The organism is Thermanaerothrix sp. (assembly GCA_026417795.1).
Lineage (GTDB): Bacteria > Synergistota > Synergistia > Synergistales > Synergistaceae > Thermanaerovibrio.
In genome coordinates this window covers 48874-65231 of the sequence record JAOACP010000008.1, presented here as the reverse complement: position 1 = coordinate 65231, position 16358 = coordinate 48874, and the positions used below count along the sequence as shown (strand labels likewise).

The 16358-nt window shown below is 62.3% G+C and carries 12 protein-coding genes; all 12 read left to right on the top strand.

Features of this window, described 5'->3' with window-relative positions:
* Window positions 1-761: DUF1116 domain-containing protein (locus tag N2315_02955; protein MCX7828148.1), on the top strand; the 761-nt coding region annotated here is incomplete at its 5' end.
* Between the two features lie 98 nt (window positions 762-859).
* A complete protein-coding gene (locus tag N2315_02950; protein MCX7828147.1) occupies window positions 860-1663 on the top strand; it encodes a cyclase family protein in 804 nt (267 codons plus the stop codon).
* Between the two features lie 63 nt (window positions 1664-1726).
* A complete protein-coding gene (locus tag N2315_02945) occupies window positions 1727-2581 on the top strand; it encodes a xanthine dehydrogenase family protein subunit M (GenBank protein ID MCX7828146.1) in 855 nt (284 codons plus the stop codon).
* Window positions 2582-2595: 14 nt separating this feature from the next.
* A complete protein-coding gene (locus N2315_02940; protein ID MCX7828145.1) occupies window positions 2596-3078 on the top strand; it encodes a (2Fe-2S)-binding protein in 483 nt (160 codons plus the stop codon).
* Between the two features lie 13 nt (window positions 3079-3091).
* Complete coding sequence (locus N2315_02935; GenBank protein MCX7828144.1) at window positions 3092-5509, top strand: xanthine dehydrogenase family protein molybdopterin-binding subunit; 2418 nt, start codon at window positions 3092-3094, stop codon at window positions 5507-5509.
* 180 nt (window positions 5510-5689) lie between these two features.
* Complete coding sequence (locus N2315_02930) at window positions 5690-7084, top strand: purine/pyrimidine permease (protein MCX7828143.1); 1395 nt, start codon at window positions 5690-5692, stop codon at window positions 7082-7084.
* Between the two features lie 297 nt (window positions 7085-7381).
* The gene (locus N2315_02925) at window positions 7382-8017 is read left to right on the top strand and encodes a PAS domain-containing protein (protein MCX7828142.1); all 636 of its coding nucleotides are present in this window, start codon (window positions 7382-7384) and stop codon (window positions 8015-8017) included.
* 19 nt (window positions 8018-8036) lie between these two features.
* The gene (dpaL, locus tag N2315_02920; GenBank protein MCX7828141.1) at window positions 8037-9269 is read left to right on the top strand and encodes a diaminopropionate ammonia-lyase; all 1233 of its coding nucleotides are present in this window, start codon (window positions 8037-8039) and stop codon (window positions 9267-9269) included.
* Between the two features lie 100 nt (window positions 9270-9369).
* Window positions 9370-10695: a putative aminohydrolase SsnA gene (gene ssnA, locus N2315_02915; protein MCX7828140.1), complete on the top strand. Its 1326-nt coding sequence runs from the start codon at window positions 9370-9372 to the stop codon at window positions 10693-10695.
* Between the two features lie 55 nt (window positions 10696-10750).
* Window positions 10751-13996, top strand: coding sequence for a putative selenate reductase subunit YgfK (gene ygfK, locus N2315_02910; protein MCX7828139.1), 3246 nt, complete (start codon window positions 10751-10753; stop codon window positions 13994-13996).
* Window positions 13997-14032: 36 nt separating this feature from the next.
* Window positions 14033-15244, top strand: coding sequence for a YgeY family selenium metabolism-linked hydrolase (locus N2315_02905; protein MCX7828138.1), 1212 nt, complete (start codon window positions 14033-14035; stop codon window positions 15242-15244).
* A 45-nt stretch (window positions 15245-15289) separates the two neighbouring features.
* Window positions 15290-16294: an ornithine carbamoyltransferase gene (locus N2315_02900; protein ID MCX7828137.1), complete on the top strand. Its 1005-nt coding sequence runs from the start codon at window positions 15290-15292 to the stop codon at window positions 16292-16294.
* Window positions 16295-16358 lie beyond the last annotated feature (64 nt).

Genomic DNA, 16358 nt, shown 5'->3' with positions numbered 1-16358 from the left:
AGGTGCAGGGGGGCATAGACGTAAAGAACATAATAGCCCAGGCGCTGCACATGGGGGACGAGATGCACAACCGCAACAAGGCTGGGACCAGCCTGTTCCTAAGGGCGGTCATGCCCTTCATGATCGAGGCGGCCCCCAACTGCCGGGACCTGGCGGAGGTGGTGAGGTTTATAGACAAGAACGACCACTTCTTCCTCAACATAGCCATGGCGGCGGCCAAGGCCAGCACCGAGGCGGCCCATGAGGTGGAGGGTTCGTCGCTGGTGACCGTGATGGCCCGGAACGGCACCGAGATGGGGATCCAGGTGTCGGGGCTTGGGAAGCGTTGGTTCACCTGCGAGGCGGCGCTGCCGGACGTGCTGCTGTTCCCCGGTTACACCAAGGACGACGTGAACCGGGACATCGGGGACAGCGCCATAATGGAGACCTTGGGGGTAGGCGGGTTCGCCCTGGCGGCGGCGCCGGCCATAGTGCAGTTCATCGGCGGAACGCCGGAGGACGCGGCGAAGTACACCTTGGAGATGTACGAGATAACCCTTGGGGAGAACAACGTCTACTCCATCCCGTCCCTCAACTTCCGGGGCACCCCCACGGGGATAGACATCCTCAAGGTGGCGGAGACGGGGATAACACCGGTCCTGGATACCGGAGCGGCCCACAAGGAGCCGGGCCGCGGCCAGGTGGGGGCCGGCATAGTCCGCATGCCCTCGGAGGCGTTCATAAAGGCGGCGGAGGCCTTCGTGGAGAAGTACGGGGAGTAAGCCCCCTTGATCGGCGTTGAGCTGGGATGATCAGCGATCGGGCGGTAAAGCCCTTAGGGCTTTTGCGTACAAATAAAAGTTAAGAGGAGGAATAGAACATGAGCGCCAACTGGGAACTTAAGAACTGGGGCAACATAAAGGTTTACGACCTCACGATCCCCATAAGCCATCTGACCCCCGCGTGGCCCACCTACGAGCCGCTGCAGATAAAGTTCTTCAAGCGCCTTGCCCCCAACGGGGCCAACGGGCAGCTTCTCACCCACTCCAACCACGTGGGCACCCACCTGGACGGTCCCCTTCACTTCTGCACCCACGGCTGCGACATAGCCAGCCTCGAGCTGAAGGATTACCTGGTGGGCCCCGGTGTGGTGGTGGACATAAGGGACATCGCGGAGGACTACGGCATCTACACCAGCAAGGACATCGAGGAGCGGGCGGAGGTTCACGACGGGGACATCCTCATCATCAACACCGGCTACCACCGCTACGGTTGGGACCAGCCCGAGGCGGACGAGGTGAGGTACATGGTGATGCACCCCGGCCCCACCTCCGAGTTCGCCCAGTGGTGCAAGAAGAGGAAGATAAAGTGGATAGGCGTGGACTGCGGTTCCGCCGACCACCCCATGAACACCAAGATCCGGGAGTGGATGCCCTATCACGCCAAGATGGCGGACAAGCACCTCAAGGAGAAGTACGGCAAGGGCTTGGACGACTTCTTCCCTCCCGAGGACTACCAGCTCATGCACATCGACCTGTTCCCCCACAACATAATCCACGCCGAGTGCCTTGGCGGTGACATCGACCTTCTCTCCGGCAAGCGGGTCACCATCGGCTGCTTCCCCTGGCGCTTTGAGGGCGGCGAGTCCTGCATAAGCCGCATCGTGGCTTTCGCCGAGGAATAAAGATCTTATGGGGCGTTCCTTTGTTTGGGGCGCCCCTTTTTTTGAAGATGGGGGTGTGACCTTATGCTGTCCTTTGAGCTAGAGCGGCCCGCCACCTTGGCGGAGGCCATGAAGCTTCTCCAGAAGGAGGGGGCTTGGGCCAAGAACGGCGGCACGGACCTTCTGGTTTGGATGAAGAAGCACGCCGTCCAGCCCAAGCTGGTGGTGGATCTGAGCCTCATAGACGAGCTTCACGGGATTCAATTTAACCCTGAAGAGGGGCTGTCGGTGGGGGCCTGTGTGACGCTGAACGAGCTGGCGTACTTTTCAAAGGCCAGGGAGCTTTACCCCGCCCTGGTGGACGCCGCCATGTCCCATTCGGACCACATCATAAGGAACAAGGCCACCTACGTGGGCAACATATGCTCCTCGGTTCCCTCCGGGGACATGATCCCCCCCACCTGCGTTTACGAGGGGGTCGTCCACGTGGCCTCCCATGAGGGGGTGAGGAAGGTTCCGATCCTTGAGTTCATAACCGGCCCCAGGCGCAACGTGCTTAAGCCCGGGGAGGTGGTGACCAGGATAACCCTTCCGGTTCCTGAGGGGCCCTCGGCGGGCTGTTACATCAAGCTTGGCCGCCGCAACGCCCTGGACCTTGCGCAGGTTGGGGTGGCGTGCCTTGTGACGGACGGCCCTTCCGGCAGGAAGTACCGGCTGTCCTACGGGGCGGTCTCGCCGGTTCCCGTGAGGGCGGTGAGGGCGGAGGCGCTGCTGGACGGGGCGTCCCAGGTGGATGCGCAGCTCATGGCCAGGGTGTGCGAGGAGGCCAAGGGGGCGGTGAACCCCATAACCGACGTGCGGGCCAGCAGGGAGTATCGCCTGTCCATGGTGGGGGAGCTCACCGCCACGGCGATAAGTAAGTGCCTTGAGAGTCTTTAGGGGGGCTGTTCCAGATGTCTAAGAAGACCATAAGCTTCACCTTGAACGGAAGGCCTGTGACCATGGAAGTGGAGCCCAGGACCACCCTTCTCAGGGCCCTCAGGGATTACGGGGTCACCAGCGTGAAGAGGGGCTGTGAGGAGGGTGAGTGCGGCACCTGCACGGTGATAATGGACGGCAAGCTTCAGAAGTCCTGCATGGTTTTGGCCCAGGAGGCGGAGGGCCGGGAGGTGATGACCGCCGAGGGGCTGGTGTCCAAGGACGGCAAGCTGCACCCGGTTCAGCAGGCCTTCATAGAGGAGGGGGCCATACAGTGCGGCTTCTGCACCCCTGGGATGGTCCTTGCGGTGTACGACCTTCTGAAGAGGAATCCGAACCCCACCGACCAGGAGATGAAGGTGGCCCTTTCGGGTAACCTTTGCCGCTGCACCGGCTACGAGGGCATATTCCGGGCGGTGCGCAAGGCGGCGAAGATGATGTCCTGCTGCGGAGCATGAGGGGAGGATCGCCATGAAGCAGACCGTTACCAACCACGGGGTTGGAACCTGGGTGACCAGGAAGTTCGACGAGGAGAAGGCGGCGGGTACCTTAAGGTTTGCGGACGACCTTCGGTTCGGTCCGGAGCTTTTGCACGCCCGGGCCGCCAGGTCCACCATAGCCCACGGTGAGATAGTCTCCATAGACGTCTCGGAGGCCATGAAGGTCCCCGGGGTGGTGAAGGTTATAACCGGCGACATGTTCGTCCACCACTTCGGGCTGTACCTTCAGGACCGCACGCCGCTGGCGGTGTGGAAGGTTCGCTACGTTGGCGAGCCCATAGCGCTGGTGGTGGCGGAGACCGAGGAGGCGGCGGAGGAGGGGATGCTGAAGGTCAAGGCCACGTACCGGGAGCTGCCGGCGGTGTTCGATCCCGTTAAGGCCGCCACGGACAACTCCGTGCTGGTGCATCCGGAGCTTGGAAGCTACGAGCACGTGCCGTACCTGACGCCTCAGCCGGGGACCAACATAGCCAACTGGTTCAGGATCCGCCGGGGCGACGTGGAGAAGGCCTTTGCGGAGTGCGAGTACATAATCGAGGAGGCGGTGACCTGTCCGCAGATAGCCCACGGGTTCCTTGAGCCCCACTGCTGCATCTGCCAGGAGGACCCCGCCACCGGGAACCTTACCATATGGAGCTCCGCCCAGTCCGCCTTTGCGGTGAGGGAGATAATAGCCAAGGGTCTTGGCTATCCGCTTCACAAGATAAGGGTCATAGCCCCCCCCATCGGAGGCGGGTTTGGAGGGAAGGCGGGGATGACCATAGAGGCCATGTGCCTGTCCGCCGCCATGGACCCGGACATAAAGGGCCGTCCGGTGAAGCTCCACATCCCCCGGGAGGAGGTGCTCATATCCTCTTGGGTGCGCCAGGGTTACGTGGCGAAGATAAAGCTTGGGATAGACAAGGAAGGCAAGATCCAGGCCATAAAGAACACCTTCTTCTTCGACACCGGGGTTTCGGCGGAGTACGGCGCCAACCCGGTGCGGAGCGCCGGTTACACCTCCACCGGTTGCTACTACGTGCCCAACGTGTGGACCGACAGCTACGCGGTGTACACGAACAAGCCCTTCGGCGGGGCCTACAGGGGATTCGGCCTTCCGGAGCTCATGGGAGCCATGGAGGTCATAATAGACATAGCCGCCAACAAGATAGGCATGGATCCCATTGAGTTCAGGCTCAAGAACATGCTGAAGCCCGGGCTTCCCACCTGCACCGGCATGCCCATGCACAACCACGCGCTGGACAAGATAGTGTCCAAGGTGGTGGAGAAGATAAAGCTCGGGGAGAAGGAGCCCCCGAAGCGTCCCGGCTGGAAGAGGGGCAAGGGTTTTGCGTTGGCCATAAAGGCCCCCGCCATGCCGGCGGACGCGTCCAGCAGCGCCATAGTGAAGGTGTTGGGTGACGGCACCGTTGAGGTGTTGGCGGCCACCATGGACATGGGGCAGGGGGCCTACACCGCCTATGCCCAGATGGTGTGTGAGGAGCTTGGGGTTCCCATTGAGAGCGTGAAGTGCTACTACCCGGACACCCAGAGCCACCCCTATGACTGGCAGACCGTGGCGAGCCGTTCCTGCTGGTCCATGGGCATGGCGGTGAAGAGGGCCGCGGCGGACGCCAGGGAGAAGGTGTTGGCCCTGTTCTCCCGTTACTGGCAGGTGGAACCCGAGGCCATAACCATAGAGCACGGGGTGGTGAAGTGCCGGAAGCTTGGCAAGGCGGAGAGGTTGGACGAGCGGATCCAGAACGGCTTCCACATGCCCGACGGGGAGCACGTGGGAGGTCCGGTGATAGGCACCGGCACGTTCGTGCCCCCCGACGTGGTGTACCCGGATCCGGAGACCGGCCAGTCGCCGAAGAGCGTGGTGCACTTCACCGTGGGTGCCGTGGGGATCGACATCGAGGTTGACCCCGCCACCGGCGAGGTGGTGGTGAACAACGTGGCGGCGGGCTACGACGTGGGCAAGGCCATAAGCCCGATCAACGTGAGGGGCCAGATAGAGGGCGGCACCATCCAGGGCATATCCGCGGGCCTTTTGGAGGGCATGTACTACGACGAGAACGGGAAGCTCCTCACTCCGGACTTCACGGACTACAAGATGAGCACCACCATGGACCTGCCGGACAACATGGACATCTTCTGGGAGGAGACGCCGGAGGAGCTTTCGCCCTACGGCAACCGGGGCATAGGGGAGCACTCGATGATATCTCCCGCGCCGGCCATAGACAACGCCCTTTACGACGCCCTTGGCATCAGAATACACTCTTATCCGTTCTCCAAGGAGCGGGTGTACAAGGCTGTTCAGATGGCCAAGGACGGGGAGACCGACCTTTGGGAGTACCCCTACGTGCAGGAGCAGAACTACCGGAAGGCCATAAAGGAGTGGCTTTAGAGCCTCTGCTGGCCTTATGGCGGTCCTTTGGGGGGCGGGGCGTCTCGCCCCCTTTTGGGGAGGTCTATTGTTCTGAAATTTTAGAAGTTTAGAAGGTGGTGATGGCGGGCTTTTTAGGTCGTGGTTTGCGCGTAGATGGTGGACGGCTTTGGAAGAGAACTGGAGAGGGGGTTTTATGATATGGCGAGGAAGCAGATAGTGTACGGTCTTCCCGACAAGCCGCCGCTACCCATAATGATCCTTGCGGGGGCCCAGCACGTGTTGACCCTTTTCGGCGCCACCACGTTGGTGCCCTTGATATTCGGTCCCGCCATGGGGATGGACACCCTTCAGATAGGGGCGTTCATCTCCTGCGTGTACTTCGGCATGGGGGTGGCCACGCTCATCCAGACCAACCCCAAGCTGGGTACCGGCCTTCCGATAGTCCAGGGGTCCAGCTTCAGCTTCATCCCCTCCATCATGACCATCATAGGGGCCTACAAGGCCATGGGGCCCAACGTGGTCATGCAGTACGTGGGGGGCGGTCTCATCGCTGGGGGGCTGTTGCTGTCCTTCATCGGCTACAGCCGCATAGTTGGCGTCATCAGGAAGGTCATAACCCCGGTGGTCATAGGGCCGGTCATCATGGCCATAGGCTTCTCCCTGGCGCCGGTGGCCATCCAGTTCAACGCCGCCAACTACTGGCCCATATCACTGCTGGTGGTGGCGCTCATAATGATCTTCAGCCTGGTGAGCAAGAACCGTTACGCCAACATATTCGCGGTCCTGGGTTCCATCGTGATAGCTTATCTCATCTGCCTTGCCGCTTCCCTCATGGGCATCTTCGCCCCGGGGCATCCCGCGTACATCGACCTTGGCAAGGTGGCCTCCGCCCCATGGTTCCGGTTCAACGTGGTCTTCCCCTGGGGGATGCCCAAGTTCAGCCTGTTGGCCTTCGGCGCCCTGCTGGCGGGGTTCTTCGCGGTCATGATCGAGTCCATCGGGGACTACCACTCCTGTTCCTACGTGTCCGGTTTGGACGACCCGACCCCTGACATGATAAGCCGCGGCATAGGGGCCGAGGGGCTTAACTGCGCCCTTTCGGGGGTTTTCGGTTCCGTGGGCACCACCTCCTACACGGAGAACATAGGGCTCATAGGGCTCACGGGAGTTGCCAGCCGTTACGTGGTCCGCACCGGTGCCGTAATCCTCATACTCCTCAGCTTCATCGGCAAGCTTGGAGGCCTTATAGCCACCATGCCATCGCCGGTGATAGGCGGCGCTTACATCTCCCTTTTCGGCGTGATAGGCGCATTGGGAATCCAGACCCTCATGAGGGCGGACATGGGAAGCCAGAGGAACGTGGTGGTGGTGGGCTTTGCGTTCCTTATGGCCTTGGGCCTGCCTGGGTGGGTGGAGAAGAACCAGATGCTGTTCATGAACCCCGCTTACGGTCAGTTCCTGTCCACCTTGGGGGGCATGGTTTGGGCCATCCTCAAGACCCCCATGGCGGTGGCGGGCATATGCGCCGCCACCTGCGACAGCCTCATCCCCGGCACCCCCGAGGAGAGGGGCATAGGGGTTGGGATGAAGTAGTCCCAGGGGAGCTTGCGTTTTTTAGCGGAACCGGTTGCGAAGGCGGCGGGGCTGTCCCCGCCGCCTTTGTTGTGCGCTCAGCGCGGCTTGGAAGGCCTGGGCCCTTCATCTTCCGCTTAGGCTAGGACGACGGGGCCTAGGTTCGGCCAAGGGCTATTTGGGGGGTACGGTCAGTTGGCGAAATTTGCTGGAATCGATACCCCCGAGGGACATTGACACGGGAGGCGCAAGGGTGTATAAGGTTGACGAAAAGAAAAAAACATCACGATAAAAAATTCCCATCTACGGGGTGGTCCCATGTCCTCGGACGAGATCATCGAGATTGCAAGGCCCATGGTGGACTTCCTGGCGGAGGTCTTAGGCGACCTGGCGGAGGTGGTCCTCCACGATCTGCGGGACCCGGAGCATTCGGTGGTGGCCATAAGGAACGGCCACATATCGGGCCGCCGGGAGGGGGATTCCCTCACCGACTACGCCCTGGAGGTCTTAAGGGAATCCAAGGGACGGCCCTACAAGGTCAACTACAAGGGGGTCCTGGAGGACGGCCGCCCCTTGAGGCTCTCTTCCCTCTTCATAAAGGACCCTTCCACCGGGGAGCCGGTGGCCATGCTGTCCGTCAACCTGGACATATCCCGGGTGCAGGACGCCTACAAGGTCTTGGGCTCCTTCCTCAACATATCCAAGAACGGCGAGGAGTCGGCGCCGCCTCATCCTATTCACTTTTCCATAGAAAACCTCATGCATCAGCAGATGGACCAGGTGTTGAGCTCAAGGGGCATCCCCCCCTCCAGGATGACCGCGGAGGAGAAGAAGTCCGTGGTGGAGGAGCTGGACAGGAAGGGGATATTCCTCCTCAAAGGGGCGGTGGCGGAGGCCGCAAGGCGCCTGGAGGTTTCGGAGCAGACCATATACAGGTATCTCAGGGGCAACTGACCCCTTGGAGGTGTTTATTTTGGAAGAGATTCGCTACGTGGTCAACGGTCCCGAGAGGGGCATGAGGGGGAGCGCTCCGGTGGACCGGTTCTCGCCGGAGGAGATGAACAAGGTGGTGGGGTTCCACTCCACCATGCCCGGTTACGAGCCCACCCCATTGGCTTCGCTGCCCAGCCTGGCCAAGAGGCTTGGCCTTGGGGCGGTTCACGTGAAGGACGAGTCCCACCGTTTCGGGCTTAAGGCCTTCAAGGTCCTGGGGGGCTGCTACGCCATCGCCATGCACCTTGCGAAGCTGCTCGGCAAGGACATCTCCGACCTTCCCTTTGAGGTCCTCACCAGCGACGAGGTCAAGTCCAAGCTTGGGGACATAACCTTTGCCACCACCACCGACGGCAACCACGGCCGGGGTGTGGCCTGGACCGCCAGGATGCTCCGCCAGAAGGCGGTGGTTTACATGCCCAAGGGTTCCGCCCAGTTCCGGCTGGAGAAGATACGGGGCGAGGGGGCCGAGGCGGAGATACTGGACATGAACTACGACGATGCGGTGCGCTACACGGACCAGCAGGCCCGCAAGCACGGCTGGGTGGTGGTGCAGGACACCGCCTGGGAGGGCTACACCGACATACCCCTTTGGATCATGCAGGGCTACGGTACCATGGTGGTGGAGGCTTTGGATCAGCTCAAGGCCAAGGGTGAGGATATGCCCACCCACGTGTTCATCCAGGCCGGCGTGGGGTCCCTGGCTGGGGCGGTTCAGGGGGTTCTGAGGGCCCGGTTCGGTCAGTCGGCTCCCAAGGTGGTGGTGGTGGAGGCCAGCGCCGCCGCCTGTTACTACGAGTCCGCCGTGGCGGGGGACGGCAAGCCCCGGGCGGTGGGCGGAGACCTATTCACCCTCATGGCGGGGCTTGCCTGCGGTGAGGTTAACATCATCGGCTACGAGATATTGAGGGACTACGCGGCGGCCTTCGTCTCGTGCCCCGATTACGTGGCCGCCAGGGGCATGAGGGTCCTTGGCAACCCCCTTGAGGGGGACCAGCGGGTGGTCTCCGGGGAGTCCGGGGCGGTTACCGCGGGGCTTCTTGCTTACCTCATGGGCAAGGAGGAGCTTAAGGGCCTTAAGGACGCCCTGGGGCTGGATTCCTCCTCCCGGGTGCTGCTCTTCAGCACCGAGGGGGACACGGACCCGGACCGTTACAGGTCCGTGGTTTGGGACGGGGAGTTCCCCACCTTCGGGCATCTTCCAAGGCCCTAAGCCTAATAAGGTCTGGCTGAGCAGGGGCCGGGGTTGGGCGAGGAAGGCCCCGGCCCTCTGCGGGGGCGCTTAGTTTGGCATAAAGCTGGGAGGGGAAGACATGCTTCTAGTGGGAAAGGGGCGTCTTGTTACCAGGGATCCTGAAAGGCCGTTCCTGTCAGACGGGGCGGTGTTGTGCGACCGGGGTACGATCGTGGAGATCGGCCCCACCGAGGAGTTGAAGTCCAAACATAAAGACGCGGAGTTCCTGGACGCCCGGGGGGGACTTGTGCATCCAGGGCTCATAAACGCCCACATGCACTATTACAGCGCTCTGGTGAGGGGTTTCGGCGGAAAGGGCGGCGAGCCCGCGTCGGACTTCGTGCAGGTGCTGGAGAGGCTCTGGTGGCGCCTTGACAAGGCGTTGGACCTTGAGGACGTGAAGATCTCCGCGGAGGTGTGCCTGCTTGAGGCCATAAGGTGCGGCTGCACCTGCATGCTGGACCATCACGCCAGCCCCAACGCCATAACCGGCAGCCTCTTCGCCATAGCGGAGGCGGTGGACCGCATGGGGCTGTCCGCCTGCCTTTGCTACGAGGTGTCCGACCGGGACGGGGAGGACAAGGCCCTTGAGGGGATAAGGGAGAACCGGCAGTTCATAGACCACGCCAACAAGGGGGACCGGCGAAGGATAGCCGGCACTTTCGGGCTCCACGCCTCCCTAACCCTTTCGGACAGGACATTGGACCTTTGCGCCTCCTCCGGTGACTACGCGGGCTTTCACGTCCACGTGGCGGAGGGGCAGACCGACGAGCCCGAGTGCAGGCGCCGACACGGCCTGAGCATCGTGGACCGGTTCCGCCGGTTCGGCCTTTTAGGCCCTAAGTCCATGGCCATCCACTGCATCCACGTGGACGAAGAGGAGATGGAGATACTCAAGGACACCAACACCGCGGTGGTGCACAACCCGGAGTCCAACATGGGCAACGCGGTGGGGGCCGCCAAGGTGCTGCGCATGGTGGAGAAGGGCATCCTCCTGGGTCTTGGCACCGACGGGTACGTGTGCGACATGCTTAGGTCCTACGCCATGGCCAACGCCCTGGTGAAGCACTCGGTGGGGCACCCCAACGTGGGCTGGGGGGAGGTTCCCTCCATGCTCTTCCAGAACAACTTCGAGATAGCCAACCGCTACTTCTCGGTGAGGCGGGGGGTCCTCAAGGAGGGATGGGCCGCGGACATTGTGGTCTTCGACTACGATCCTCCCACCCCGATTAGCCAACAGAACGTGAACGGGCATCTTCTGTTCGGCCCCTTGACGTCCCACGTGGTGCACACCGTGGCGGACGGCAAGGTGCTCTACAAGGACAGGAACTTCACCGCCCTGGACCCCAAGGAGATCATGGCCAAGGCCCGGGAGCGGGCGGTGAAGGTTTGGGAGCGGTTTTAGATTCGGTCTTCGTCATTCGCTTTTCTCACGCCCTTGGCATCCTAGGAGGTAAGCCATGAGAGACTACATGCGCCCTTTGACTTTTGAGGAGCATCTTAACTGGATACTGGAGGAGTACCGAACCAGGGGGTCCATATACGGGATACCCAAGGCCATGTTCTTCAGGCCCGACCCCGGTTCCCCCATGGTGAGCCGCCTGTTCGGCGATAAGCTTCACACCCCCATAGGTCCCGCCGCGGGGCCCCACACCCAGCTGGTCCAGAACATCGTATCCGCCTGGCTTTGCGGAGCCCGCTACATGGAGCTCAAGACGGTGCAGATAATGGACGAGCTGGTCATAGAGCGGCCCTGCATAGACATGGAGGACGAGGGGTACAACGTGGAGTGGTCCCAGGAGCTCAAGCTCGAGAGATCCGCGGCGGAGTACGCCAAGGCCTGGGTGCTGGTGCACCTTATGCCCCGGCTGCTGGGCTGGGACGATGTAAACGACGGCACCATCTTCAACATGAGCGTGGGGTACAACATGGAGGGCATCCTGCGGCCCAGGATGCAGCAGTTCATGGCCTCCATGGAGGACGCGTCGGAGGAGATCTCCCGGTGCCTTAAGGTGCTCAAGGAGTACCTGCCGGATATGGATGATCTCCAGGTGCCCTCTAAGATATCCGCGGGCTGCACCCTTTCAACCATGCACGGCTGTCCCCCCGACGAGATAGAGAAGATAGCCTCGTACCTCATAAACCGTGGGCTCCACGTGTTCGTGAAGCTCAACCCCACCCTTCTTGGGGCCGAGACGGTGCGTTCCATACTGAACGACTCCCTGGGCTTTAAGAAGCTGCACATCCCCGACTCCGCCTTCGAGCACGACCTCAAGTACCCCCAGGCGGTGGAGATCCTCCGGAACCTGTCGGATCTTGCCCGCCGGAAGGGTGTAACCTTCGGGGTTAAGCTCACCAACACCCTGGCCATGGAGAACTGGAAGGGCCGGATGCCCGGCGGGGAGATGTACATGTCCGGCCGCCCCCTCTTCCCCTTGGCGGTGAACCTTTTCAACAAGATAAGGAAGGACTTCCCGGACCTTCCGGTGTCCTTCTCCGCTGGCGCCGACCAGGAGAACGTGGACCGGCTCTTCGCCTGCGGCGTTAAGACCGTCACCATAGCCTCGGAGATACTTAAGCCTGGCGGCTACGGCCGTCTTGCCTCCTGCGTGAGGAGCCTTGAGCGGGCCTTGAAGGAGAAGGGCTGTTCCTCCCTGGACGAGCTGGCCAAGGACGCCCCCATGGCCCTGGAGGATCTGGCCCGGGAGAGCATCAGAAGCCCCAAGTACCGTTACGTGGAGGCGGTTCCGCCCAAGTCCCCGTCCCCCCTTGCCATGTTCGACTGCGTGGAGGCCCCCTGCTCCGCCGCCTGCCCTGTAAACCAGGAGGTCCCCCTGTACGCCCGGCGCATAGCCAAGGGTGACTTCGACGGCGCCCTTGAGGCGGTGCTCCGCAGGAACCCCATGCCCGGCGTTACCGGCCACGTGTGCCCCCACGGATGCCAGGACCGCTGCACCAGGAACCAGATCGACGAGCCCGTGGCCATAAGGGCCCTCAAGAGGGCGGCGGAGAGGTACGGCAACGCCTCGCTGAAGGCCCCTGAGCCCAACGGCCTTAAGGTGGCGGTGGTCGGCGCCGGGCCCTCCGGCGTGGCCGCCGCGGCGGAGCTCGCCATGATGGGCTTCAAGGTGACGGTCTTTGAGGCCTCCGACAGGCCCGGCGGGATGATGGGGCTGGCCCCCAGCTTCCGATTGCCCCAGGACGCCCTCATGAAGGACGTGGAGAGGGTTAAGGCCCTTGGGGTTGAGTTCCGGTTCAACAGCCCAGTGGAGGGTTCCCCCGAGTCGCTCCTTGGGGAGTACCAGGGGGTCTACGTGGCCACCGGGTTCCCGGTGGACAGCCCCTTGGGCATCCCGGGAGAGGATGGGAAAGGGGTTTTCGGGGCCCTCAAGTTCCTTGACCTAGTCTCAAGAGGCGATAGGCCCGCGATTGGGGAGAGGGTTTTGGTGATAGGGGGCGGCAACACCGCCATGGACGCCGCCAGGACCGCCATGAGGCTTGGGGCTTCCGTCAAGGTGGTGTACCGCAGGACCAGGGACCAGATGCCCGCCGAGGCGGAGGAGATAGAGGCCTTCCTGGAGGAGGGAGGCTCCATCCTGGAGCTTGCCTCTCCGGAGGAGATACTTTTGGAGGGCGGCGCGGTGAAGGGGCTTCTGTGCCGCAAGAACCGCCTGGGTGAGATTGGCCCCGACGGAAGGCCCAGGCCCGTGGCCACCGACGAGACCTTCCGGCTGGACTGCGATTCGGTCATAGCCGCCATAGGCCAGTCCCAGGGTAACGTGGTCTTTGATGGCAGTTCCGTGGAGCTGTCGGACGGGAAGGCCAAGGTGCATCCCAGCCACCTCACCTCCGTGCCGGGGGTGTACGCCGGCGGCGATCTTGTAAGAGGTCCTAAGACGGTCATAGCCGCCTGCGCGGACGGCAGGTCCGCCGCCCGGTCCATGGCGCTGGCCCTGGGGGTTGCGGTGAGGTGCGAGGCGCCGCAGGAGCTCCTTACGGAGGACGAGATAGAGGAGATAAAGCTCCGCAGGACCGTTAAGGTGCGCTCCCGCCGGGAGGCGAGGCGGGAGGGGAGGGACTTCGACCTCTTTGAGCTTCCGTTGAGCCGGGAGGACGCCATGGAGGAGGCCAGGCGCTGCCTGTCTTGCGACGTGGTGTGCGACAAGTGCGTGGACGTGTGCCCCAACAGGGCCAACGTGTCGGTGCGGGTGGTGCCCTCTGAGGCCTTGGTGCCGGCGTTCCGCTGTCTTGGGGACAGGGTGCAGGAGGCGCCCGCCCGGTACGTGGAGATACGTCAGGACCGGCAGATAGTGCACGTGGAGGACCTTTGCAACCGGTGCGGCAACTGCGAGACCTTCTGCGTCCACGAGGGCGGGAGGCCCTACGAGACGAAGCCCAGGCTGTTCCTGAGCCAGGATGGCATGGTTAAGGAGGAGGACAACGCCCTGGCCGCCGCGGAGGGGATCATATGCTGGAAGGAGGGGGGCATCAGGTGCTCCCTTGAGAGGACCTTCTCTGGATGGGCCTATGAGGACCCATTCATCCGGGTGGAGCTTACCCAGGCGTTTAGGCCCGTCAAGGCGGCCCTCAAGGCCTTCTTTGAGGGGGAGAGGTCCTTGGAGAGCGTCTTCAGGATGAAGGTGCTCCTGGAGGGCATGGAGGAAAGCGGTTCACATCTTTTGGTAAACGGTGACGGCGCCCTTTAGGGGCTGCACTGGAGAGGAAAGGAGACGTTGATGAAGATGGAGATGGATTTTGCGAAGATCCGGGAGCTGGCGAAGAAGTACGAGCCCGACATATCCAGGTTCCTCAGGGATATGATCGCCATCCCCAGCGAGAGCTGCCAGGAGGAGAAGCTGGTCCAGCGGATCAAGCAGGAGATGGAGAAGGTGGGCTTCGACGAGGTGGTCATAGACCCCATGGGCAACATCCTGGGCTACATGGGCAACGGGGACCGGCTCATCGCCTTTGACGCCCACATAGACACCGTGGGTGTTGGGAACCGGGACAACTGGACCTTCGACCCCTACGAGGGCTACGAGGACGACGAGAAGATAGGAGGCCGCGGGGCCAGCGACCAGGAGGGCGGGATGGCCTCCATGGTTTACGCGGCGAAGATAATGAAGGACCTGGGTCTTTTGGAGGGCCTTCGGGTGGTGATGGTGGGCACCGTTCAGGAGGAGGACTGCGACGGGCTCTGCTGGCAGTACATAGTCAAGGAGGACAAGGTGCGGCCTGAGTTCGTGGTGAGCACCGAGCCCACCGACGGCAGGATCCACAGGGGCCAGCGGGGACGAATGGAGATAAAGGTGAAGACCACCGGCGTAAGCTGCCACGGCTCCGCTCCGGAGCGGGGGGACAACGCCATATACAAGATGGCCCCCATACTCCAGGAGCTGAGGGCCCTTCACGAGAACCTGAAGGACGACCCGTTCCTTGGCAAGGGTTCCCTGGCGGTGTCGGAGATATTCTTCACCAGCCCCTCCCGGTGCGCCGTGGCGGACAGCTGCTGGATATCCATAGACCGGCGGCTCACCGCCGGGGAGACCAAGGAGCTGGCGCTGCAGCAGATAAGGAACCTTCCTGCGGTGAAGGCCGCCAACGCGGAGGTGTCCTTGTACACTTACGAGCGCCCCGCCTACACCGGCCTTGTGTATCCCACCGAGTGCTACTTTCCGTCGTGGGTCCTTGAGGAGGACCACCCGGTGACCAAGAGCATGGTGGACGCCTTCCGGAGCGTGCTCAACAGGGAGCCCGTGGTGGACAAGTGGACCTTCTCCACCAACGGAGTTGCCATCATGGGGCTTTTAGGGATTCCCTGCATAGGCTTTGGACCTGGGCACGAGAACCAGGCCCACGCCCCCAACGAGGTAACCTGGAAGTCCGAGCTGGTGGAGTGCGCGGCGGTTTACGCGGCCCTTCCCAGGATATACGCGGATCGCTATGGCCGTTAGGCCCTAGGGATACAAGGAAAAGACGTTTAAGGAGGAGGAGTTTTTATGCAGAGCTTTTTCAGGAACCGCCACTTCATCAACCTGGAGGACTTCACCAAAGAAGAAGTGGAGACCATGTTGGAGGTCTCCTTCGACCTGAAGAAGAAGTTCGCCATGGGTGAGCCCACCCCTTACCTTGTGAACAAGACCATGTTCCTCATCTTCTTCGAGCAGTCCACCAGGACCCGGAACTCCATGGAGGCGGGGCTTGCCCAGCTGGGAGGACACGCGGGCTACCTTGACTCCAGCACCATGCAGGTCTCCCACGGCGAGAGCGCCAAGGACACCGCCATCATCCTCTCCAGCTTCGGGCACGCCATCGCCTGCCGTTACTGCAACTGGGGCTACGGCAACAAGTACCTCACCGAGATGGCCAAGTGGGCCAAGGTTCCCGTGATGAACCTGCAGTGCGACCTGTACCACCCCTTCCAGGCCCTGGCGGACCTTATGACCATGAAGGAGAAGTTCGGCAAGCTTGAGCGGCTCAAGGTCTCCATCATCTGGGCCTACGCGGAGAGCCACAAGAAGCCCATCTCCGTGCCGGTCTCCCAGGTGCTGCTGTTCCCCCGGTACGGCATGGACGTGGTGCTGGCCCATCCCAAGGGCTGGGAGCTCCCCGACTGGGTCATCGCCCAGGCTAAGGCCAACGCGGAGAAGTACGGCGGCACCGTGACCGTCACCGACGACGAGGAGTACGCCTACAGGAACGCCCACATAGTGATCCCCAAGAACTGGGGCAACTGGGTCACCGACCAGACGGGCCTTACCGCCGCGGGAGCCGTGAAGGTGGTGGACGAGAAGCTCATGGCCCACAGGTCCTGGAAGTGCACCGAGGAGAAGATGGCCCTGGCGGACAAGGACGTGGTTTACATGCACGCCCTGCCGGCGGACCGGAACAACGAGGTGGAGGACGCGGTGATCGACGGGCCGCACTCCATAGTGTACGACGAGGCGGAGAACCGCCTGCACACCGCCAAGGCGGTTATGACCCTTCTCATGGGAGGAAGGTAAGGCGTTTGGGGACAGGGGTTCATCCCTCTGTCCCCTTTTTCGAGGCTTCGTTGCCCTGTGGGTG